This is a genomic window from Microbacterium sp. NPDC055357 (genome assembly GCF_053644835.1).
Window position 1 is genome coordinate 14,374 of sequence record NZ_JBSHLZ010000001.1, and the last position, 19,810, is coordinate 34,183.

The 19,810-nt window shown below is 70.4% G+C and carries 22 protein-coding genes; 11 read left to right on the top strand and 11 right to left on the bottom strand.

The annotated features are described in order from the left end of the window. Positions 1-109 precede the first annotated feature (109 nt). Entirely contained in the window at positions 110-1,246 is a 1,137-nt protein-coding gene (locus tag ACWICD_RS00080) for a hypothetical protein (protein ID WP_376129609.1), read from the bottom strand. 120 nt (positions 1,247-1,366) lie between these two features. Between ACWICD_RS00080 and ACWICD_RS00085 the strand changes: the two genes are divergently transcribed. Further along, entirely contained in the window at positions 1,367-3,859 is a 2,493-nt protein-coding gene (locus ACWICD_RS00085) for a tetratricopeptide repeat protein (protein ID WP_454138929.1), read from the top strand. A gap of 223 nt (positions 3,860-4,082) precedes the next feature. On the opposite strand, the gene ACWICD_RS00090 is transcribed toward ACWICD_RS00085, so the two are convergent. The 7 genes from ACWICD_RS00090 to ACWICD_RS00120 form a co-directional block, all read right to left on the bottom strand. Beyond that, positions 4,083-4,703, bottom strand: a complete 621-nt coding sequence (locus tag ACWICD_RS00090; RefSeq protein ID WP_376129603.1) for a TetR/AcrR family transcriptional regulator — start codon at positions 4,701-4,703, stop codon at positions 4,083-4,085. Then, positions 4,700-5,326, bottom strand: coding sequence for a TetR/AcrR family transcriptional regulator (locus tag ACWICD_RS00095; RefSeq protein WP_454138930.1), 627 nt, complete (start codon positions 5,324-5,326; stop codon positions 4,700-4,702). Before ACWICD_RS00095 ends, ACWICD_RS00090 begins: the two co-directional genes overlap by 4 nt. 94 nt (positions 5,327-5,420) lie before the next feature. Further along, on the bottom strand, positions 5,421-6,674 hold the full coding sequence (locus ACWICD_RS00100; protein ID WP_454138931.1) for a M28 family peptidase: 1,254 nt from the start codon (positions 6,672-6,674) through the stop codon (positions 5,421-5,423). Next, complete coding sequence (locus tag ACWICD_RS00105; protein ID WP_454138932.1) at positions 6,671-7,429, bottom strand: amino acid ABC transporter ATP-binding protein; 759 nt, start codon at positions 7,427-7,429, stop codon at positions 6,671-6,673. Before ACWICD_RS00105 ends, ACWICD_RS00100 begins: the two co-directional genes overlap by 4 nt. Continuing rightward, positions 7,426-8,394, bottom strand: a complete 969-nt coding sequence (locus ACWICD_RS00110) for an amino acid ABC transporter permease (RefSeq protein ID WP_454138933.1) — start codon at positions 8,392-8,394, stop codon at positions 7,426-7,428. The genes ACWICD_RS00105 and ACWICD_RS00110 overlap by 4 nt, the downstream gene beginning before the upstream one ends. After that, the gene (locus tag ACWICD_RS00115; RefSeq protein ID WP_376129588.1) at positions 8,391-9,320 is read right to left on the bottom strand and encodes a transporter substrate-binding domain-containing protein; all 930 of its coding nucleotides are present in this window, start codon (positions 9,318-9,320) and stop codon (positions 8,391-8,393) included. The genes ACWICD_RS00110 and ACWICD_RS00115 overlap by 4 nt, the downstream gene beginning before the upstream one ends. A gap of 32 nt (positions 9,321-9,352) precedes the next feature. Next, positions 9,353-10,039 carry a FadR/GntR family transcriptional regulator gene (locus tag ACWICD_RS00120; RefSeq protein WP_376129585.1) on the bottom strand — a complete coding sequence of 229 codons (687 nt, stop codon included), beginning with the start codon at positions 10,037-10,039 and terminating at the stop codon, positions 9,353-9,355. A gap of 77 nt (positions 10,040-10,116) precedes the next feature. On the opposite strand from ACWICD_RS00120, the gene ACWICD_RS00125 reads away from it, so the two are divergent. The 4 genes from ACWICD_RS00125 (at position 10,117) to ACWICD_RS00140 (ending at position 12,958) form a co-directional block, all read left to right on the top strand. Continuing rightward, complete coding sequence (locus ACWICD_RS00125) at positions 10,117-10,875, top strand: sulfite exporter TauE/SafE family protein (protein ID WP_454138934.1); 759 nt, start codon at positions 10,117-10,119, stop codon at positions 10,873-10,875. Between the two features lie 115 nt (positions 10,876-10,990). Beyond that, positions 10,991-11,236: a hypothetical protein gene (locus ACWICD_RS00130; protein ID WP_454138935.1), complete on the top strand. Its 246-nt coding sequence runs from the start codon at positions 10,991-10,993 to the stop codon at positions 11,234-11,236. Positions 11,237-11,292: 56 nt separating this feature from the next. Continuing rightward, complete coding sequence (locus tag ACWICD_RS00135) at positions 11,293-11,868, top strand: hypothetical protein (protein ID WP_454138936.1); 576 nt, start codon at positions 11,293-11,295, stop codon at positions 11,866-11,868. A 421-nt stretch (positions 11,869-12,289) separates the two neighbouring features. Further along, the gene (locus ACWICD_RS00140) at positions 12,290-12,958 is read left to right on the top strand and encodes a hypothetical protein (protein WP_376129574.1); all 669 of its coding nucleotides are present in this window, start codon (positions 12,290-12,292) and stop codon (positions 12,956-12,958) included. 41 nt (positions 12,959-12,999) lie between these two features. Here the strand turns inward: ACWICD_RS00140 and ACWICD_RS00145 are convergent, their stop codons facing one another. Further along, on the bottom strand, positions 13,000-14,028 hold the full coding sequence (locus tag ACWICD_RS00145) for an alcohol dehydrogenase catalytic domain-containing protein (protein ID WP_376129679.1): 1,029 nt from the start codon (positions 14,026-14,028) through the stop codon (positions 13,000-13,002). Positions 14,029-14,179: 151 nt separating this feature from the next. On the opposite strand from ACWICD_RS00145, the gene ACWICD_RS00150 reads away from it, so the two are divergent. Continuing rightward, entirely contained in the window at positions 14,180-14,770 is a 591-nt protein-coding gene (locus ACWICD_RS00150; RefSeq protein ID WP_376129571.1) for a hypothetical protein, read from the top strand. 75 nt (positions 14,771-14,845) lie between these two features. Here the strand turns inward: ACWICD_RS00150 and ACWICD_RS00155 are convergent, their stop codons facing one another. Then, positions 14,846-15,178 carry a DUF7882 family protein gene (locus ACWICD_RS00155; protein WP_376130793.1) on the bottom strand — a complete coding sequence of 111 codons (333 nt, stop codon included), beginning with the start codon at positions 15,176-15,178 and terminating at the stop codon, positions 14,846-14,848. 163 nt (positions 15,179-15,341) lie between these two features. Between ACWICD_RS00155 and ACWICD_RS00160 the strand changes: the two genes are divergently transcribed. The 3 genes from ACWICD_RS00160 to ACWICD_RS00170 all read left to right on the top strand — a co-directional run bounded on the left by ACWICD_RS00160 (position 15,342) and on the right by ACWICD_RS00170 (position 16,912). Beyond that, positions 15,342-15,617 carry a hypothetical protein gene (locus ACWICD_RS00160; protein WP_376130796.1) on the top strand — a complete coding sequence of 92 codons (276 nt, stop codon included), beginning with the start codon at positions 15,342-15,344 and terminating at the stop codon, positions 15,615-15,617. 24 nt (positions 15,618-15,641) lie between these two features. Beyond that, positions 15,642-15,962, top strand: coding sequence for a DUF7882 family protein (locus tag ACWICD_RS00165; protein WP_376130799.1), 321 nt, complete (start codon positions 15,642-15,644; stop codon positions 15,960-15,962). Between the two features lie 68 nt (positions 15,963-16,030). Further along, on the top strand, positions 16,031-16,912 hold the full coding sequence (locus ACWICD_RS00170) for an SDR family oxidoreductase (RefSeq protein ID WP_376130802.1): 882 nt from the start codon (positions 16,031-16,033) through the stop codon (positions 16,910-16,912). Positions 16,913-16,915: 3 nt separating this feature from the next. On the opposite strand, the gene ACWICD_RS00175 is transcribed toward ACWICD_RS00170, so the two are convergent. After that, complete coding sequence (locus tag ACWICD_RS00175) at positions 16,916-17,380, bottom strand: CinA family protein (protein ID WP_376130805.1); 465 nt, start codon at positions 17,378-17,380, stop codon at positions 16,916-16,918. A gap of 229 nt (positions 17,381-17,609) precedes the next feature. On the opposite strand from ACWICD_RS00175, the gene ACWICD_RS00180 reads away from it, so the two are divergent. Both ACWICD_RS00180 and ACWICD_RS00185 read left to right on the top strand, forming a co-directional pair. Next, positions 17,610-18,653, top strand: coding sequence for a PLP-dependent cysteine synthase family protein (locus ACWICD_RS00180; RefSeq protein WP_454138937.1), 1,044 nt, complete (start codon positions 17,610-17,612; stop codon positions 18,651-18,653). Then, entirely contained in the window at positions 18,650-19,810 is a 1,161-nt protein-coding gene (locus tag ACWICD_RS00185; RefSeq protein WP_454138939.1) for a cystathionine gamma-synthase, read from the top strand. The genes ACWICD_RS00180 and ACWICD_RS00185 overlap by 4 nt, the downstream gene beginning before the upstream one ends.

Sequence of the window (19,810 nt, forward strand, 5' to 3'; positions counted from 1 at the left end):
GCGGGGGTCCGACATCGTGCCCAGGGCCTGGGCCCTGGACCCAGACCCCGGGCCCAGACCCCGGACCCAGACCCCGGACCCAGACCCCCGGACCCCCGGGGCGCGGCCCTCAGCAGTACACGAGCACGAGGCTTCCGCCGCCGCCGGGGGAGGGGCGGTACCGCGAGCAGAGCCGCGACTTCTTGCCGCCTCCGCCTCCCCCGCCGTTTCCGCCCACCGACGCCTGCCGGCGCGAGGCTTCGGCGCGGGCGGCTGCCTCGGCGGCTTCGGCTTCCTCCTTCTCGCGCTGCACGACGGCGGCGTGATCGGCCTGCGCCTTCTTCGTCGCCTCGACGTAGGCCGCAAGGCCGGTGAGGATCCGGTCGGCGTCGTCGGTCGAGGCCTGCTCGTTCACCTGCTGCGCCGCCGCGACCGCGACACCCGAGGCATCCGGTGCCTTCGCTGTCTGCGCGGTCACTTCCGCCGCCTGCGCCGATGCGCCCTCCGCGACCGCCTGCAGCACGGGCATGGCCGACTCGATGGCGGCGTCGAACTCGGCCATCCGCTTCTCTTCTGCCTGGATCAGCGCCAGCAGCTCGCCCGTCTCTGCTCTGATGGATGCCACCTGGGCACCGGTCTCGTCGATGATCTCGGGCGTGACGTCTTCATCGGCCACGGTCTGCGCTTTGCCGGGCGCCCGCTCCGCGCTGATCAGCTCGACCGCATCGCTGACTCCGATCGTCAGGAAGGACGCGGGAGAGGCCGGCTGCGGGGCTTCCTCACCCGCCTCGGTCGCGGCGACGACGGCGGCTTCGTCTTCGGTACGCAGCGCCTCGACCGCGGCCACGAGCTTCTCGTGCATCCGCGCGTCGGCGTCGGCCGGCTCGGTGGCCTCGCCGACCACCTCGCCCACGGCGCTGCCGGCCTCGGTGAGCTGCTGCACCTGCTCTGCCGTCAGGATCGGCGCGGGGGTCTGCCCGAGGTCGACCATGCGCGATCCGAGCGAGCGCGCCTCGCCCTCCTGTGCGAGGCGCAGGGCGATCGCCGCCTCGAGGTGCGACTCGGCCTCGGCCTTGTCGGCCAGAGCCGTGTCGCGCTCGTGCACGAGCGCTGAATACTCGTCGACGCGCTGAGCGTGCACGATCTGCGGCACCGCGATCCCGGCCGCCACGAGCACGAGCGCGAGGCCGCCGCCCACCCAGGCGAGCGTGCGCTTGGACCGCTTGCGCACGGGTTCGGCGGTGGGGGAGGCGGTGTTCTCGCTCATGGTCTTCAATCTGCCCGTGCGGCGTTCGCGGCGCACATATCCCCAACAACCCCGGACACGGCTCCGACGCGCGAAGCGGGCAGAATCTGAAGGACGGATGTCCCGACGACGAGGAGCGAGATGATCACCCCGCCGCTGCGCATCGACGACGTTCCCGAACAGCTCCGGGCGATGCGCGCACAGGCGGGCGAGCCCTCGTACGCCGAGATCGCCCGCCGGGTCACCGCTCAGCGTGCCGCGCGAGGTGCGGCATCCGTCGTCTCGCGAGCCACCGTGTACGACTGCTTCCGCGAGGGTCGCAAGCGGTTCGACGTCGAACTCGTGCTCGCGATCGTGCGCGCCCTCGCACCCGCCGAGGCGACCGTCTCGGCGTGGACGGCGGCCCTGGCGGCGCTGGGCCAGCGCACCGCGGCGGCGGGCCTGGTCACCGTCACCGACGAACTGCCCGCCGCGGTCGCACCGTTCGTGGGACGCACGCGCGAGCTCGCGCTACTGACGCGGGGAACGAGCGCGCACTGGATCCACGCGATGCCCGGCGCAGGCAAGACCACCCTCGCGATGCAGGCGGCGCGCACGGCGCGGGCCTCAGGTCACGTCGGGGGTGTCATCGTCGTCGACCTGCGCGGGCACAGTCCCGTCGGGCCTCCCGCCGCCCCGCACGCGATCGTGCGCGCCGTGCTGCGACACCTCGGCGACAAGAACAACGGTCTGTCGGTGACAGCGGCCCGACGCCAGCTGCGCGACCGACTGCGTGCGACCCGCACCATGCTGCTGCTCGACGACGCCGCGTCACTCGAGCAGGTCGAGGCGATCGTCCCGCACCCCGCCGGGGTCTCGGTCATCGTGACGAGTCGTATCGTGCCGCGGTCGACGACGTTCCGTCCGCTCGAGCTCGCGCTGTTCGCGCCGTACGAGTCCCTCGCCCTGCTCGACGCCGTCGCCGGGCGGGCGACGATCGAGCGCGACCCGGCGGCGGCCGAGGCGCTGCTGCAGCTCACCGACCACCAGCCGCTCGCGGTCAGCATCACGGCGGCGCGCGTCGCCGCGCGCGACACCTGGACCCTCGCCGAGCACCTCGAGCTCGCGCGCACCCGCCGCGCCAACCTGCGCCTCGACGAGCCGGTCAGCCGGTCGCTCGACCTCACCTACGGGCTGCTGCCCGATTCCGCGCAGCGCCTGCTCCGTGCGCTTGCCGCGCACCCCGTCGAGCTGCTCGATCGCGAGAGCATCGTGGCGATAGCGGATGCCGCACCCGACGTCGACGCGGATCTCGACCTGCTCGCCCGGCACAGCCTCATCGCGCGCACGGGCGACGGGCGGATCCGGATGCACGAGGCGGTGCGCATCCACGCCGTCGATCTGGGGCTCGAGGTCGATCCGTCGTCGCAGCGCCGTGCCGCGGCGGACCGGCTGCGGCAGAGCGTCGTGTCCCGCGCGTGGGCGGCGCACGCCGCGCGCAGTCGGTCGCGGCGGGCTCCCGGCCGTGCGCCCCGATGGCCCGTCGGCGAGGTCGAGCTCACCGCGCGCGAGGCCGAGGCGTTCTTCGCCGACGCCATCGACCTGCTGCTGCACATCGCGCTCGAGGCGTCCGCTGACGAGACGTCTCCCACCGTCACCCTCATCGCAGAGACGATCGACGACGCGCTGCACCGCGCCGGGCGCGCCGACGACGCCCTCGGGCTCTTCCGCGAGGCGCTGCGCGTGGCTCGCGCCGGTGGCGACCGCGAAGGCGAGCTGCGTGCCCTCGTCGACGTCGGATCGACGCTCACCCTCACGGGGCGTGCCGCCGAAGCGGAGGCGATGCTGTCGAGCATCGACCGGGAGGCGCCCGGATGGCCGCTCGAAGCACCGCTCGTGGGCAATGCCCTGGGGGCGAGCCTGCTCGCGCAGGGCCGGTTCGCCGAAGCGCGTGCGTCGTTCGAGGGCGGCCTGGTCGCCGCACGGGCGGCAGGTGATCTCTGGCGCGAGGGGATGCTCTGGAACAACATCGCGCTGCTGCACCTGCACACCGGCGAGCTCGACGAGGCGCGCACGGCGCTCGGCCGATCGATCGAGATCAGCACGCAATGCGGTGACGCCAGCGCCGCGGCCCGGGGCCGGGTCAATCTCGCGAAGCTCCTGCTCGATCTGGGCGACGATTCCGCCGCCGAGACACAGGCGCGTCAGGCGCTCGCCGACATGCAGGAGCTCGAGCATGTCCCCGGCGTCGTCGTCGCGTACTCGAACCTCGCCGCCGCCGTGTGTGCGCTCGGCCGGTTCGACGAGTGCGCCGAGATCGCCGAAGCGGGCCTGGCAGTCGCCCGCGAGGCCGGCATGAAGCGGTCCGAGTTCGAGCTCTTGCGCACGATCGGAGCGAGCCTGCTGGGCGAGGGGCGTCTCGGCGAGGCACGTGAGGCCTTCGAGCGGGCGCGCATTCTGATCGAGTCGATCGGCGACCGGCTGGGTGTGGCAGAGGTGGCCGAAGACCTCGGCGACTGCGCACACGCCGCGAACGACATCGCCGAGGCGCGGCGGCGGTGGCAGGAGGCCGTCGACGAGCACGCCGCGATCGACTCGCCGTGGGGCGCTGAGGTGCGCGACAAGCTCGAGTCGCTGCTCGCACCGCGGACGTGAAGCCGCCGGGCGCGGGTCGAATGAGCAGGTAGACCCTGTCCAAAGTTGTATGCTGTCTACTGCGTCCTCCCGTGCCCGACGGGGTAGGGAAACGCGGTGTGATTCTGGGGAAGAACGCCGACTCGCAGGGGATGCCCGGGGCGCTGCGAGGTACTGGGGAATCGATGGTGGCGGATGCGGGTGTGGGGCCCAGGCATCCGCCGCCTCGTCCGGTTCTTCCCGGTCAGTGGCCCGCCACGCGGCGGAGGTCGTCCAGCGCGGCATCGAACTCCTCCGCGCTCGCCGTGATGTCACCGGCTGCCGCCATCCACCCGCCCGCCATCGTCGAGATCGCCGCGTAGGCGGCATTCGTCGCGAGGGATGCCTCGGCGGTGGGGTCGTCGGGAAGCCGCGCGTGCTGGGGGTGCTCGATGAGCCAGTCGCGGACGCCGGACATCAGCAGGGCGGCGGAGTCGACCAGGATGAGCGTGCCCACGGCGCGTGCGTCGGGCTGGGTGCGGGTGAGTTCTTGACGTGCGCGAGCAACGTCGGTGTGGACGTGGGCGTGCCCGACGGAGGCGAAGATCAGCTCGAACACCCCGCGCGGAAGAAAGCCCGCGTGCGCGCTCAACACGGCCGAGGCGTCCTCTCCCTCGAGGATCTGCAGCTCGCGTCCCAGGATCGCGGCGTCGCGCGACGAGAAGTACTTGAAGAAGGTGCTGCGCGCGACGTCGGCACGATCGCAGATCTCGTCGACCGTGACATCGTTGAAACCCTGCTCGAGGGCGAGCGAGGTCGCGGCGAGCTCGATGCGGTTCTCCGTGTCGCGACGGCTGCGCTCGCGCGGGGATGGCGCTGCGCTCACGGGGTCGTCCCCAGGACGGTGCGCAGCTGTCCGAGTCGACGGATGACCTCGGATGCCGGATCGGTCAAGGCCTCCACGGGCACGCGCCATCCCTCGGCCGCGGCATACAGGACACCGTACGCCGCCGTGACGGCGAGGGTCGCCTCGCGCAGCGGATCGCGCGCGAGGCGCGCGGACTGCGGGTTCGCGCTCAGCCACCGGAAGGCGGCATCCGTGAGGTTCGCCTGTGACGTCACGAGGGCCGCGGAATACTGCCGCACCGCGACCGGCTCGTCGGCCAGCAGCCGCGTGCGAAGTGCGGTGACTCGGCTGTCGGACGCATCGGATGACGTCACGTGCGACACGGCGAGGGCGATGACGCCCATGACAGGATCGCCCCGGTACGCGCCGAAGGCCGCGGTGATCGCGTCGTCGTCCAGCACGGGCACGCTCCGGCCCAGGATCGCGGCATCTCGTGAGGGGTAGTAATTGAAGAAGGTGCTCCGCGAGACGTCGGCACGCCGGCAGATCTCATCGACCGTCGTGTGGTCGTAGCCGCGCTCGACCGCCAGCTCGACGCTCGCGAGGGCGATCGCGTCGTCCGTCTCGCGGCGCTTGCGCGCCCGACGGCCTTCGTTGCTCAACTCCGCACTCATCGTCCCCTCCAGCCCGTGTGGCCTGGCCCACCCTAACCCCGAGCGCGCATGCCCAGAGGACGTGCATCTGACGCCGTGAAGGTCAGGCCTGCATCGCCGACAGGGTCACCAGTGCCGTGACGATCGCGCCGTGCTTGAGGTCGAGCGGCTCGATGCGGTGGCGGGTGTCGGCGGCCGTGAGCAGCAGGCGGCTGCCCGCGGACTCGTCGTTGTAGCCGCCGATGAGCCGGACGGCGGGAATGCCGGCGGCGAGGAAGTTCGCGTGGTCCGAGTTCGTCGTGTGGGCGTAGATCGGATGCACCGGGGTGCCGCCCAGCCGGCTCGCCCGCTGCAGCAGATCGAGGATGACCGGGTTGCCGGCGGTGAGCCCGTAGAGGCGCGGGTAGCCGACGGGGGTGTCGACGTTGACGTTGCAGTGGATGCGGCCGCGCGCGGCCTCGTCCAGGGAGGCGACGTACTCGGCGGAGCCGGTCAGAGCCCACTCCTCGAAGGTGAAGAGGGCGACCAGCAGCCCGCGCTCGCTGTCGGCGGCGCGCGGGCCGAGACGCCTGGCGACCTCGAGCACTGTCGCGAGGCCCGCGCCGTTGTCCATGGCGCTCTCGGCGAGGCCGTGACCGTCGATGTGCGCGCTCAGCACGACCACGTCGTCGGTCCGGCCGGGGAAGCGGACGAAGATGTTGCGACCGGTCCACTCGGCGGCGGTGGCCTCGTTGACCAGGTGCACCTCGGCCGGACCGAACGCGAGTGCTGTCGCGAGTTCGCTCGTCGCGTCGTGACTCAGCCCGAACGCGGGGATCTCGCCGGGCTCGCCGGTGCCGCCCGATCCACTCACGGCGCCGGCACCGGGCTGGTTGTTGCCGATGAGGAACGCGGCGGCGCCGTATTCCCGCGCGAGGGCGAGCTTCACGCCACGGTGCACGTGGTTGGTCGAGAACGGGAACTCATGCCGCACGAGCACGGCGTGACCGGGGATCAGGTCGCGGGCACCCTCGAAATCGGAGGGGGTTCCGCGCCCGAGATCGATGACGGGGAGAACGTCGTCGACCGCGGCGCAGTTGAGCAGCGGGTAGCTTTCGAGCTCGCGTCCACTCGCGATCAGGCGCACGGAGTGCCCCTGGCTGCGCAGTCCCGTGACCGTGAACGTCTGCTCGCTGTACTGGCCGCCCAGGTCGCGTGCGCGTCGCTCGAGCAACGCCTGCGCCGCTGCCTCGCTCGCGGTTCCGGCCACCCGACCGCCCGTGTCGCAGATCGCGGTGAGGTCGCCCATGAGCTCATCGCTCAGCCAGATGTCGCCGATGATGTCGCGGATGTCGGTCATGAAGGTGTCTCCCGTCACAGGACGCTGTCGAGGAATGCCTGGGTGCGCGGATGCTGCGGTGCCGCCATGATCTGCTTCGGGTCGCCTTCTTCGACGACCTTCCCGTCGTCCATGAAGATGAGGCGGTCGGCGACTTCGCGCGCGAACCCCATCTCGTGCGTGACGACGATCATCGTGGTGTGCTCGGTCGCAAGACCCCGCATGACGGCGAGGACCTCGCCGACCATCTCGGGATCCAGGGCGCTCGTCGGCTCGTCGAACAGCAACAGCTTCGGCCGCATCGCGAGCGCGCGGGCGATCGCGACGCGCTGCTGCTGACCGCCGGAGAGCTGCTTCGGATACGCGTCGCGCTTCTCGGCGAGGCCGACTCGCTCGAGCAGCTCGAGTGCGTACGCGACGGCGGTGGAACGCTTCTCCTTCTTCACGCCGACGGGCGCTTCGATGATGTTCTCCAGCACGCTCAAGTGCGGGAAGAGGTTGAACGACTGGAAGACCATGCCGATCTGCTCGCGCTGCGCGCGCACGGTGCGCTCGGGTGCCTCGTGCAGGCGACCGCCGCGCACGAAGGCGCCGATCGGATCGCCGTCGATCGCGATGAGTCCCTCATCGATCGTCTCGAGCCGGTTGATGCAGCGCAGGAACGTGCTCTTGCCCGAGCCGCTCGGGCCGATGACGCAGACGACCTGTCCGCGATCCATCTCGAGGGAGACGCCCTTGAGGACCTCGACACCGCCGAAGCTCTTGTGCACGTCACGCACGCTGACGAAGCTCATCGGTTTCCTCCTGTCACGGTCGCCGTCGCCGCGCGGCGACGGAACCGGATGCCGGTGAGGCGCTGCAGCGACCCCGTTCCGCGTCCACCCGAGCGCGTGCTTCCGCGCGAGTAGAAGCGCTCCAGGGCCTGCTGGCCGACCATGAGGATCGACGTGACGATGAGGTACCAGATCGTCGCGACCATGAGCAGCGGGATGGTCTCGAAGGTGCGGCTGTAGACGACCTGCACGGAGTAGAGGAGTTCGGGCAGGGCGATCACCGACACCAGCGATGTCGATTTGAGCAGCGACAGCACCTCGTTACCCGTCGGCGGGATGATGAACCGCATCGCCTGTGGGATGACGATGCGGCGCATCGCGCGGCGTCCGCTCATGCCGAGTGCGCGCGACGCTTCGAGCTGGCCGTTGTCGACCGACAGCAGTCCGCCGCGGATGATCTCGGCCATGTAGGCCGCTTCGTTGAGCGCGAGTGCCGCGACGGCGACGACGTACGGCGTGACGATCTCATTGACGCTGCCCTCGAAGAACGTCGGCCCGAAGGGTATACCGAGCGAGATCGAGGGGTAGAGCGCCGAGATGTTGTAGAGGATGACCAGCTGCACGAGCAGCGGTGTGCCGCGGAAGAACCAGACGTACGCGCCGGCGACGGCGTTGAGCACTCGGTTGTCCGAGATGCGCATGAGCGCGATCACCAGACCGATGACGATGCCGATCACCATCGACACGACGGTGAGCTCGATCGTCTTCCACAGGCCGTTGAGCACCGAGGTCGAGAAGAAGTACTCCCCGACGACGTCCCACTCGAAGCGGGGGTTCGTCACGATCGAGTACGCCACGAGTGCCGCGAGCGCGATCACGACGGCCGTCGCGACCCACATCATCGGCCGCGGACGGCCGACGATGCGGTAGTCGCTCACCTCGGCGAGTGCGCGCGGTGCCGCCGTCTGCTCTCCGCGGCTGCTCATCCAGCGGCCTCGTTGTTCTTGCCTGCCATCGGCACCGCGAGCTGCTGCAGACCGTAGACCGAGAGCATCTCGTCGTACGTGCCCTCATCGATGAAGGTCTGGAACACCGCCTGGATCACGGGGAGCAGTTCGCTGTCCTTCGGGAACGCCATGCCCGACAGTCCGCCCTGGAACGGCTCTCCGCTCAGGGTCAGCTGCTCATCGTCGGTCTGCGCGATGTAGCCGGCCTGGGCGGCAGCCGTGCCGTACGCGTCGATGCGGCCGCTCGTGAGTGCCAGGACGCCCTCGTTGTTCGTCTTGAACGCCATGATGTTGATCGGCTCAGCGCACGTCTCGTTCTTCTCGGTCAGCGAGATCTCTTCGACCGAGCCGGCCGCGACGCCGATCGCCAGGCCGCACGCGGTGTCGGGCGACAGGTTCTCTGGTGCATCCGCATCGTCGCGCGCGACGATGAACTGCGAACCGCCGCGCAGGAAGTCGATGAAGTCGACCTGCTGCTGACGCTCTTCGGTGTCGAGCATCGGGGCGAGCGAGAAATCGTAGCGGTCTGCCGCCAGACCGGGGATCAGGTTCGCGAAGACGACCTGCCGCAGCTCGATGTCCAGACCGAGCGCGTCGCCGAACGCGAAGGCCAGATCGGGGGCGATGCCCACCATCGTGGCGCCGTCGGCGTCATACGATCCGAACGGCTCGCCGATCGTGGCATCCGTCGCGATGACGAGCTTGCCGCTTTCGGCGATCGATTCCGGAAGCTGTGCGACGAGGTCGGCGATCGGCTCACCCGAGGCGACGTGGTAATTGACGTCGGCCGTGTTGCCGGGTGCGCTGTCGCCATCGGCGCCTGTCGACCCGCCGCCGCACGCGGTGAGGGCGACCGTTGCCGCAGTGAGGATGCCGACGGCGAGCAGGGGGCGAAGAGACTTCATGTGAGTGCTTTCTGAACGGTGAGCCGGTCGCGTCAGATGCGGCCGACGATGGTCACGTGCTCACGCATGTGTCGAGCGGCTTCGTCGGAATCGCCGTTCTCGATCGCCGCAAGGATGGCGCGGTGACCGGTCAGCGAAGTGGCGCGTCCGGTGGGACTCGCGTGGGAGATGCGACGGAAGTCGCTCACCCATTCCGACGTCGCCCGACTGAGCGAGACGATGAGGTGGTTGTGCGTCGCGGCGGCGATCGCCTCGTGGAAGCGCTGGTCGTGCTCGAGGGATTCCTCGGTCGACACCGTCGCGGGGTCGAAGTCGCAGTGATTCGCCAGCACGAGCAGGTCGCTGTCGGTGCGCCGCCCCGCGGCGAGCCCCGCGATCTGCGGCTCGAAGGTCGTGCGGAAGTCGATCACTTCGGTGGCATCCCGCTCGGATGCCGACATGTCGCGAAGCAGGGATGCCGCCGCGCTCGAGGTGTCCAGAAGCACCGTGCCCGATCCCTGGCGACGCCGCACGACGCCCTTGAGCGTCAGTTCGTGGATGGCCTCGCGGATCGTCGTACGCGAGACGCCGAGCTGCGTTGCGAGGTCGCGCTCGGGAGGCAGAGCGGTGCCCGGTCCGACATCACCGCGCTCCGCGAGTTCGAGGATGCGAGCGGCGATCGCGCTCGAGGTCGCCATGCGCGGCACAACGCCGAGCGAGGCCCATCCATCGGTTGACATGCGTTGTACAGTAACAGAATTGGTCCGACCACCACACCACCTGTTCGGCCATCCGCACACGTAGAGAGCGAGCAGGCATGGACCTCATGAGCCCCTTGGGCCTCGGTGTCCTCGCGCTCGCCGCCATCGCAGCCGGCATCATCAACACGGTCGTCGGGTCGGGGACGCTCATCACGTTCCCTGCGCTTCTCGCCCTCGGGGTGCCTCCCGTCACCGCGAACATGGCCAACACCGTCGGCCTCGCGATCGGCAACATCGGCGGGGTGATCGGCTACCGCCGAGAGCTCCGGGGCCTGTTCGCGGCCATCGTGCCACTCGCAGTCCTCACGGCTATCGGCGCCCTGATCGGGGCGCTCGCGCTCCTCGTGCTGCCGCCCGACGTCTTCCGCATCGTCGCCCCCGTGCTCGTCATCGTCGGCTGCGTGCTCGTCGGCATCCAGCCGCTGCTGCGGCGGCGCGCGACACGCACGCCCGGACGCACGTCGGCACCGGCGTGGCTGCGGTTTCCGCTCACGGCGGCGACGGGTGTGTACGGCGGCTACTTCGGAGCAGCTCAAGGCGTCTTGATCGTCGGCGTGCTCGAGATGACGATGACGCAGGACATCCAGCGCATCAACGCGATCAAGAACGTGTTGCAGACACTCGCCGGCGGCGTCGCAACGGTCGTCTTCGTCTTCGCCGCGTCCCTTCCGTGGGTCGCGATCGCGACGCTCGCGCTCGGGTCACTGGCCGGCGCGGTCATCGGCGCCGCGATCGGCCGGCGCCTGCCTGCGTGGCTGCTGCGGACGCTCATCATCGTGATCGGCGTCGTCGCGGTGTACTTCCTCGTCATCTGACGACGCCGGGTGGCCGGGCGGCACACGGAGCACCTGGATAAGAGTGAGGACGTGTGCCTGTCGCTCGGGCCGTCGCATCCCCGAAGATCGTGTCATCGCGCGATCGGGAGGAACCATGCGCAGTGACCCGGGCGGAAAGCCGAGTCGCACGTTCGACGCGGCGCATCGTCGCGTCGGGGGCGTCGCCATCGTCCTCGTGGGCGGCGTGACGACCGTCGCCGCCGTCGGCACCTTCGCGGGGGTTCTGAGTACGGGCGTGCCGGGGCTGCCGGGTGTCTTCATGCCGGCGTGGCTCGTCGTCGCGGGCATCTGGCTCGCGGTCGGCCGCAGCCGCGTCACCCGCGCCGAGAACGCCCGATGACCGCGCCCACGGGTGCCGTCTGCAGGACCGATAGTGACGGGTGTCGACGCGCGGGCGTGATCCGCTGCCAAGGGCGCCCCTCTCTCCTGCGCCGGGCACGCCCGCTCCGTCGTCCGCGCGTCCTGGCTGCGGGGGTCGCCATCGCGGCACTCGCGCTGCTCGTCGGCTGCGCCGCCGACGAGCGAGGCCTCGTCGACCCCGGCCCCGCGACCGACGTGCTCGATGAGCCGCTGCCCGCCGGTGATGTCGAGGAGCCGCTGCCCGCGGGTGACGTGCCGGACGAGTGCCGCGACGCCTTCCCGCTCGCCGTCTTCCCCGCCGACATCACCGATGTCGAGATGCAGCCCGCGAACTGGGCGGCGCCGCCGGCGGATGCCGTGCTGTGCATCACGGCATCCGCAATGGACGGCTCGAGCGAGACGCTGTCGTATGCGACGGATGCCGCGATCGGCGACGTCTTCGCACACTACGAAGCCTCACTCGGCGGGTACGACATGTTCCGCACGCCCGGCACCGACAACGGGACGGGCTATGACACGCTCGACGGTACGAGCGCTGAGGCGACCTTCCATATCCGCGAGCACGACGGGGGTTTCGTGCTCGTGTTCGCACGCGGTGACGTAGGGGGCTGATCACCGCGTGACGGATCGGCTTCGGGCGCCGATCCGATCCGGCGCCCGTGCTGTGGCGCGGCCAGTGCCGGTCCGACGTCGCTCGGGCCGGCACTCGCGACGCGTCACCGAGAACGGGCGATCCCCCGGATGCAGGCGAATGTCGCTGGATGCCGCCTGCATCCGGCCGTTCGCCTGTTGCGGGCCCGTCCGGGGTGGGGTCTGATCCGCGCATACGTGCGCCTCGCCGCCGCGGCGGTGACGTTGCAGACGCCGGGCGGACACCGTGGGGTGGACGAACAGGGAACTCCAGGGGCGGCGGCCGGCCCACATCAGCGCCTGCGACGATTCTGAATCGCCCATACTCGAAGTCCCCGCGTGGCGCGAACCATTGCGCGATCATCGCGGGTCGGGCATCATCACCGACATCGCGAATCGCGCCGTGCCACTGACCGTGGTCTTCGCCGTCCGATCCGCCGACGCGATCGACACGATCGACCTCGCGCCCGGCCCATCGGCGCCGGACGTGACCATCGCGAGCGGAAATGCGTATGCCGACGCGGTCGTGCCACCGTGCGAGGAGCACCTCATGTTCAAGCAGGACTTCTTCCATCCGACCGACCTCGTGCTGTTCGTCTGGCCGTCACGGATCCATGCCGAGCCGTCGCAGAGCGAGGCCGTCTGGAGAGAGGATGCCGCGGGCACAGCGTGGGCGATGGAGCGCGCCAAGGCCGACCGCGTGCGGGTGCTCGTCTCGGTCGCCGTCGACACGATCGTCGGCGCGTGGCACGTCACCGGCAGCGAGAGCACGCTGACGGCGCGCGAGGGCAAGACGCGACGCGTCAACCGCTCCCGCTTCGACATGCGCGACGACGCCCGTCTGCACTACCTCGTGGGAAAGCGCTCGCAGGTGCCGCGGCGGCGAAATCCCCAGACCACGATCGAACTGCGCGACCTGTTCGGCGGCGAGAGCCTGCTCGAGCCGCGCCCGGATGCGCGTCGCCACGGCGTCGTGCGCATCGGCGATTACACGCTGACCGTCGGCGAAGACGGCACGGCCGACCTCGTCTACCCGGCGCGCGCCGTGGTGACGCTGCGGCCCGAGAACTGAGGTCTCCGTTCTCGATCGGCGGCACCTCGACGGCGCCGGTGTCACGGGATGGCGACGACGATGCCCGATCCGGTGCTGCGGGCGTCCATCGCGACGAGCGCCGCGCCCGCGCCCGCCAGGTCGGTGCGGGCCCCGATCAGCAACTCGGGCCGCAGCCGCCCGTCGGCGACCATCTCGATCATCGCCGGATAGTCCACTGCCGGCATGCCGTGCGAGCCGAAGACCGAGAGCTCCCAGGCGATGACCCGGTCCCAGGGCAGGGGTGCCCGCGCGTTGTCACCCAGCATGAGGCCGATCTGCACGTGCCGCCCGCGGCGGCGCAGTGACAGAACAGCCGCCGCCGAGGTCGCGGGTGAGCCGAGCGCGTCGATCGTGACGTGCGCGCCGCCTCGGGTGGCGTGCAGCACCTGATCGACCGGGTCGGAGGAGCGGATCGTCGTCGTCGCGCCCAGGTCGCGGGCGTGCGTGAGAGCGTCCTCCGACAGATCGACCGCGGTGACGCGGGCCCCGAGCGCAGCGCAGATCATGACCGCCGAGAGGCCGACTCCGCCGCATCCGAAGACCACCACCTCGTCACCCGCAGAGACCTGGCCGTGGGTCGTCGCGGCGCGGAACGCCGTCGCGAAACGGCAACCGAGAGCCGCCGCCGTGGCGAAGTCGACCGCGTCGGGCAGGGCGACGAGATTCGTGTCGGCGGCGTGCACCACCACGTATTCCGCGAAGGATCCCGCGTGGGTGAACCCCGGCTGCGTCTGCGCGGGGCACACGTGCGCGTCACCGCTGCGGCAGATGTCGCAGGCGCCGCATCCGCACACGAACGGCGCCGTGACACGGTCGCCGACGCTCCAGTGGCGCACGTCCGCTCCCACTTCGGCGAGCGTGCCGGCGAACTCGTGACCGGGGATGTGGGGCAGGGCGACCGGGTCGTGACCTTGCCAGGCGTGCCAGTCCGATCGGCACACTCCCGTCGCGCCGACCCGCACGATCACACCGTCGGGCGGACAGATCGGTCGGGCGACGGTCGCCACGCGGGGGAGCGCGGCGGTGGCGTCGTAGACGACGGCCGACATCAGGGGGCGATCAGGCAAGGGGAACTCCAGGGGCCGGAGCCACACTAGCCGACAGTGCCGGCGCGGAGCGGAGGCGCGGGGGCTGCAGAGGGCGGATGCCACGAGCCGGCCGCCGAACGGAGGGTCCCGCCGGGCCGGTACTGTCGAACGCGTGATTTTTCTGCGCCGAGCCGCTCTGCCCGCCGTGCTTCTGTTCACTCTCACCGGCTGTGCCGCCGGTCCAGCAGAAGCCGAGCCCGCCCCGCCCGCCCCGATCCAGGAAGAGGCACCCCCCGCGGAAACGACGGCGTTCGACGGCGGCGCGGCCGTCGCATCGATCACGAGCTGCGATCAGGTGGAAGCTGTTTTCGGCACGTACATCGCGGGGCTCGACCCGGTCGAGAGCAACTCCGTCGACGAGTGGGGTGCCTATTGTCAGTGGGAGACGCCCGAAGGCGCCGTCGACCTGCTCGAGATCCGCTCGGTCGGGGTGCAGGTGTCGCCGCAGGAGGGTGGCGAAGCGCCGCCACTGGACCTGCTCGAGCAGATGGACGGCTTCTCCCGCATCGACGACGCCGCGATCGCGCGCCACGGTGGTCTCGCCTACTCCCTGACGGCCGAGATCGCCGTCGCGGCGGTCACCGTCACGACGGTGTGGCTGCCAGGGGCCGAGGTCACGGTCACCGGGGGCAAGTGGGGCGAGCACCCCGCGCTCGACGGCCCCGCCGCCGTCGCGGCGACGGTGCAGCTGCTGGGGCTCTGACGAAGGTTCCCGCGTGCATCCTCGATGCATGCGGGAGGCCGCGCCGTCGTGACGGCGCGGCCGGCGACTCGAGACCTACTGCTCGACGGGGGGAACCTCGACGGCGCCGGTGTCGAAGTGCTCGGAGATGAGCATGATGCCGCCCGACGAGTGCGCCGAGCTGGCGAGCTCTTCGAGCCATTCGCGGCTCAGCTCGGGTGCTTCGGGCTCGTCGAACGTGAAGCGGAGCGGGATCGACGGATGCAGCCAGATGGTCGAGCGCCCGCCGGGCTGATCGTCGGGGTGCTTCCACGACAGCGTGAAGCTCTCGCCTCGCCGCAGCTTCGTCGCGATGACGATCTTCAGGTGCGCGAGCGCACGGTCTTCGATGTCGATCGGCTCGGAACCGCCGTAGTAGATCGTGCCCACGGCATCAGCGTATCGGGTCGCCGCTCGACGAGCACGTCACGCGGCTATCAAACGCCCTTGATCGCGTCAACGGGGTGCGCCGCGGACGGTGCCGGTGTCACTCTGGCTTGACTGACTGCGGGCCGATCCGACCCGGTACGGACCATCATCGAGGTGAGCGCGAATGAAAGACCTGCTGATCAACGGCACGCGCTTTCTGACGACGGATGCGATCGCCGATGCGGCGCTGGCCTATGTGACGGTGCTGAACCAGTACCACCGCTCGGACACCGTTCGCTTTCCCGCCGTGGTCGAAGGCCGCGCCGCGAAAGCGGCCGTCGTGCTCGGCCCGAGCACGCACCTCGTCGTGCTCGACGCCCCAGACGTCATGCCGGCGGGCCTGGACGGCGCCTCCGAAGCGGTCGACGATCTGCAGCGCCGGCTCGCGGACTTCCTCTGACCCGCGGCGGGGTAGGCTCGCGTCGTGGGCAGGTTCATCTACGACACGGCGGGCAACTCGATCGAACTCGAGGACCGCACACTCGCGCACCTTCGGATCGTCATCATGAACAAGCTCCGCCGGTCGGAGCCCTTCATGTTCGATGTCGACCTCAACGACGGCACGGGCCGGCGCAGCTTCTGGATCCACCCGTCGATCCCGCTTCAGATCCAGTTCTACGGAACGCGCCAGCCGCGCATCAACCGGTTCTGGGTCGAAGATCTCATGAAGTCGGCGAGCGGGCCCAACGGGCTGACCATCACTCCCGAACCCCCCGAAGAGGAGCCCCTCCCTCCCGAGGAGTGAGTCCTGTCAAGGGGATGCCGCCTCTCGGGGCGCGTGCCTAGCCTGAGAGCTCCGCGAAAGGAGATCTCATGGCATCCATCAACGACCCGCGCGACAAGCACCGCGAAGAGGGCTTCCCCGCCCAGGAGCAGAAGCAGCCGGGCCTGACCGACGAGACGACACCGGCCCCGGACCACGGGGAGGACTCCTATCGGGGCTCGGGACGGCTCGAGGGACGCCGCGCGCTCATTACGGGCGGAGACTCGGGGATCGGCCGCGCCGTCGCGATCGCGTTCGCGCGGGAGGGAGCCGACGTGGCGATCTCGCACCTTCCCGAAGAGCAGAAGGACGCCGACGAGACCGTCCGGCTGATCACCGCCGAGGGTCGTACCGGCACGAGCCTGGCAGGTGACGGGCGCGAGGAGGAGTTCGCGGCATCCATCGTCGATGACACGATCAGCGCTCTCGGGGGTCTGGACATCGTCGTGCTCAACGCCGGTTACCAGAAGGACCGGGAGAGCCTGGCGACGCTCGAGACGGCCGAGATGGATCGGGTCTTCCGCACGAACCTGTACGGCCTGATGTTCACGGCTCGCGCCGCCGTGCCGCACCTCGAGCCCGGCGCGTCGATCATCGTCACCTCGTCGATCCAGGCGTTCGTGCCCTCGCCCTCGCTCATCGACTACGCCATGACGAAGGCGGCGCAGGTCGCGTTCGTGAAGGCGCTCGCCGAAGAGCTCGGCCCGAAGGGCGTGCGCGTCAACGCCGTCGCGCCCGGCCCCGTCTGGACGCCGCTCATCCCCGCGACGGGCTGGGACGCCGACCGGCTCGCGTCGTTCGGGCAGGACACGCCCCTGGGCCGCGCGGGTCAGCCCGCCGAGCTCGCGGGCGCGTACGTCTACCTCGCGTCCGAGGATGCGTCCTACGTCTCCGGCGCCGTGCTGCCCGTCACAGGCGGAAAGCCGCTGTAAGGGTCAGGGGCGCTCACCGGCGACGAGCCGCGTGAGCGCCTCGACCGCACGGTCGACCGTCGCCTCGAGCACGGCGGCAGGATCGCCCGGCAGCTTCAGCGCGAGGCTCCCCACGTCGTCGCGCGTGGCCCAGCCGATGTGCACGGTCCCCGGCGGGTGCCCGCCGTCGATGTCGGGGCCGCCCACCCCCGTCGTCGACACGGCGATGTCGGCATCCATAAGCTGCTGGACGCCGCGCGCCAGCTGCTCGGCGCACGCGCCCGAGCACGGGTCGACGCCCGGCTCGACGCCCAGCACGGACTCCTTGACGGACGTGAAGTACGCCACGACGCCGCCTGCGAACCACTCCGAGGCGTTCTCGCCCGCGCCGACGGTGCCGGCGAGCTTTCCGCTGGTGAGCGATTCGGCGACGGCGAGGGTGACCCCCCGGTCGCGGGCGAGCCTCGACAAGCGATCGATGTGCGGCATCCCTCTCCTTCGCATGCGTGACTTCGTGACTATCGCGAGACGGATGCCGGTGGCAACCCCTTTCCCCGCGCACGGGACCGTGCACCTCTGACACACCCGAGCGGCCTCCCCGCAAGTGGGGTACCGTGGATCACGTGCTGACCTGTCGCTGTTGTCGCTGAGCGCTTCGCGCTCGCCTCAGTCGACCCCTTCAGCCCGCGCGACCCGCGCTCAACCGAGGAATCCATCCGTGCGATACGCCCGCAGCGTCGCCGACCTCGTCGGCAACACCCCTCTCGTCCAACTCACCCGCGTCACCGACGGCATCGCGGCCACCGTGCTGGCCAAGGTCGAGTACTTCAACCCCGGCGGCTCGGCGAAGGACCGCATCGCCCGCAACATCATCAATGCGGCGGAACGTGACGGGCAGCTCCGTCCCGGCGGCACGATCGTCGAGCCGACGAGCGGGAACACGGGAGTCGGGCTCGCGCTCATCGCGCTCGAACGCGGCTACCGCATGGTCTTCGTCGTGCCCGACAAGTTCGACGGCGAGAAGGTCGCCGTGCTGCGGGCCTACGGTGCCGAGGTCGTCGTGACCGAGACGAACGTGCCTCCCGAGGACCCCCGCTCGTACTACAGCGTCTCGGACCGGCTCGCGCGTGAGATCCCCGGCGCCTTCAAGCCCAACCAGTTCGCCAACCAGAACGGACCGCGCGGTCACTACGAGACGACGGGCCCGGAGATCTGGCGCGACACCGAGGGTCGCGTGACGCACTTCGTCGCCGGCATCGGAACGGGCGGCACGATCTCGGGCACGGGACGGTACCTGCGCGATGTCTCCGACGACGCCGTGCGCGTCATCGGCGTCGACCCGGCGGGGTCGATCTACTCGGGAGGTCCGCTGCACGGCTACCTCATCGAGGGCGTCGGCGAGGACTTCTGGCCCGAGACGTATGACACGACCGTGGCCCACGAGATCGAGCGCGTCGACGACGCCGAGGCGTTCGCGATGACCCGACGCCTCGTGCGCGAAGAGGGGCTGTTCGTGGGCGGTTCGAGCGGCATGGCGGTCGTCGGGGCGCTGCGCGTCGCGCGCGACCTGCCCGCCGACGCCGTCGTGGTCGTGCTGCTGCCCGATCACGGGCGCGGCTATCTCAGCAAGGTCTTCGACGACGGGTGGATGCGCGAGCGCGGCTTCGACGTCACCGCCTCGACCCCCTCCGAAGCTTCGACCCCCTCCGAAGCGTCGACCCCCTCCGAAGCTTCGACCCCCTCCGAAGGAGAATCCGCATGACCGACCACACCGACAACCCCGGATTCGCCACGCGTGCCGTGCACGCCGGCCAGGCGTTCGACGAGGCCACGGGCGCGGTCATCCCGCCGCTGCACTTCTCGACGACGTACGCCCAGGACGGCATCGGCGGACTGCGCGGCGGCTACGAGTACGGTCGCGCCGCCAACCCGACGCGCACCGCGCTCGAAACCCAGCTCGCAGCCCTCGAGGGCGGCCCGCGCGCCCTGTCGTTCGCGTCGGGCCTCGCCGCCGAAGACGCCCTGCTGCGCGCCATCTTGAAGCCCGGTGACGAGGTGCTCATGGGCAACGACGTCTACGGCGGCACCTACCGCCTGATCGCCCGCATCTTCGGCGCATGGGGCGTCGGCGTGCGCGTCGTCGAGATGAGCGACCTGGCAGCAGTCGAAGCGGCGCTCGTCGAGCGGCCCGCCCGCATCCTGTGGGTGGAGACGCCGAGCAACCCGCTCCTCAAGATCAGCGACGTCGCCGAGCTCGCGCGGCTCGGTCACGCCGCCGGCGCCCTCGTCGTCGTCGACAACACCTTCGCCTCGCCCGCCCTGCAGCAGCCGCTCGACCTCGGTGCCGACGTCGTCGTGCACTCGACGACGAAGTACATCGGCGGGCACTCCGACGTCGTCGGGGGCGCACTCGTCTTCGCCGACGAGGACCTCGCCGGCGAGGTGCAGTTCGTACAGTTCGCCGCCGGGGCCGTCTCGGGCCCGATGGATGCCTGGCTCACGACCCGTGGCATCAAGACGCTCGATGTGCGCATGCAGCGGCACAGCGAGAACGCCCAGGCGATCGCGGAACATCTCGAGGCCCACCCGAAGGTGCAGCGCGTGTACTACCCGGGGCTGACATCGCACCCCGGTCACGAGCTCGCCGCCCGCCAGATGTCGAGCTTCGGGGGCATCGTCTCGCTCTCGCTCGCCGATGCCGCGACGGCCCGTCGTTTCGCCGAGTCGACGAGCCTGTTCACGCTCGCCGAGTCGCTCGGCGGCGTCGAGTCGCTCATGAACTACCCCGACGCGATGACCCACGCGTCGGTGCGCGGAACCGAGCTCGCGGTGCCCGAGGACCTCGTGCGCCTGTCGGTGGGCATCGAGTCGGTCGACGACCTGATCGCCGACCTCGACCGCGCTCTCGCCACCCTCTGA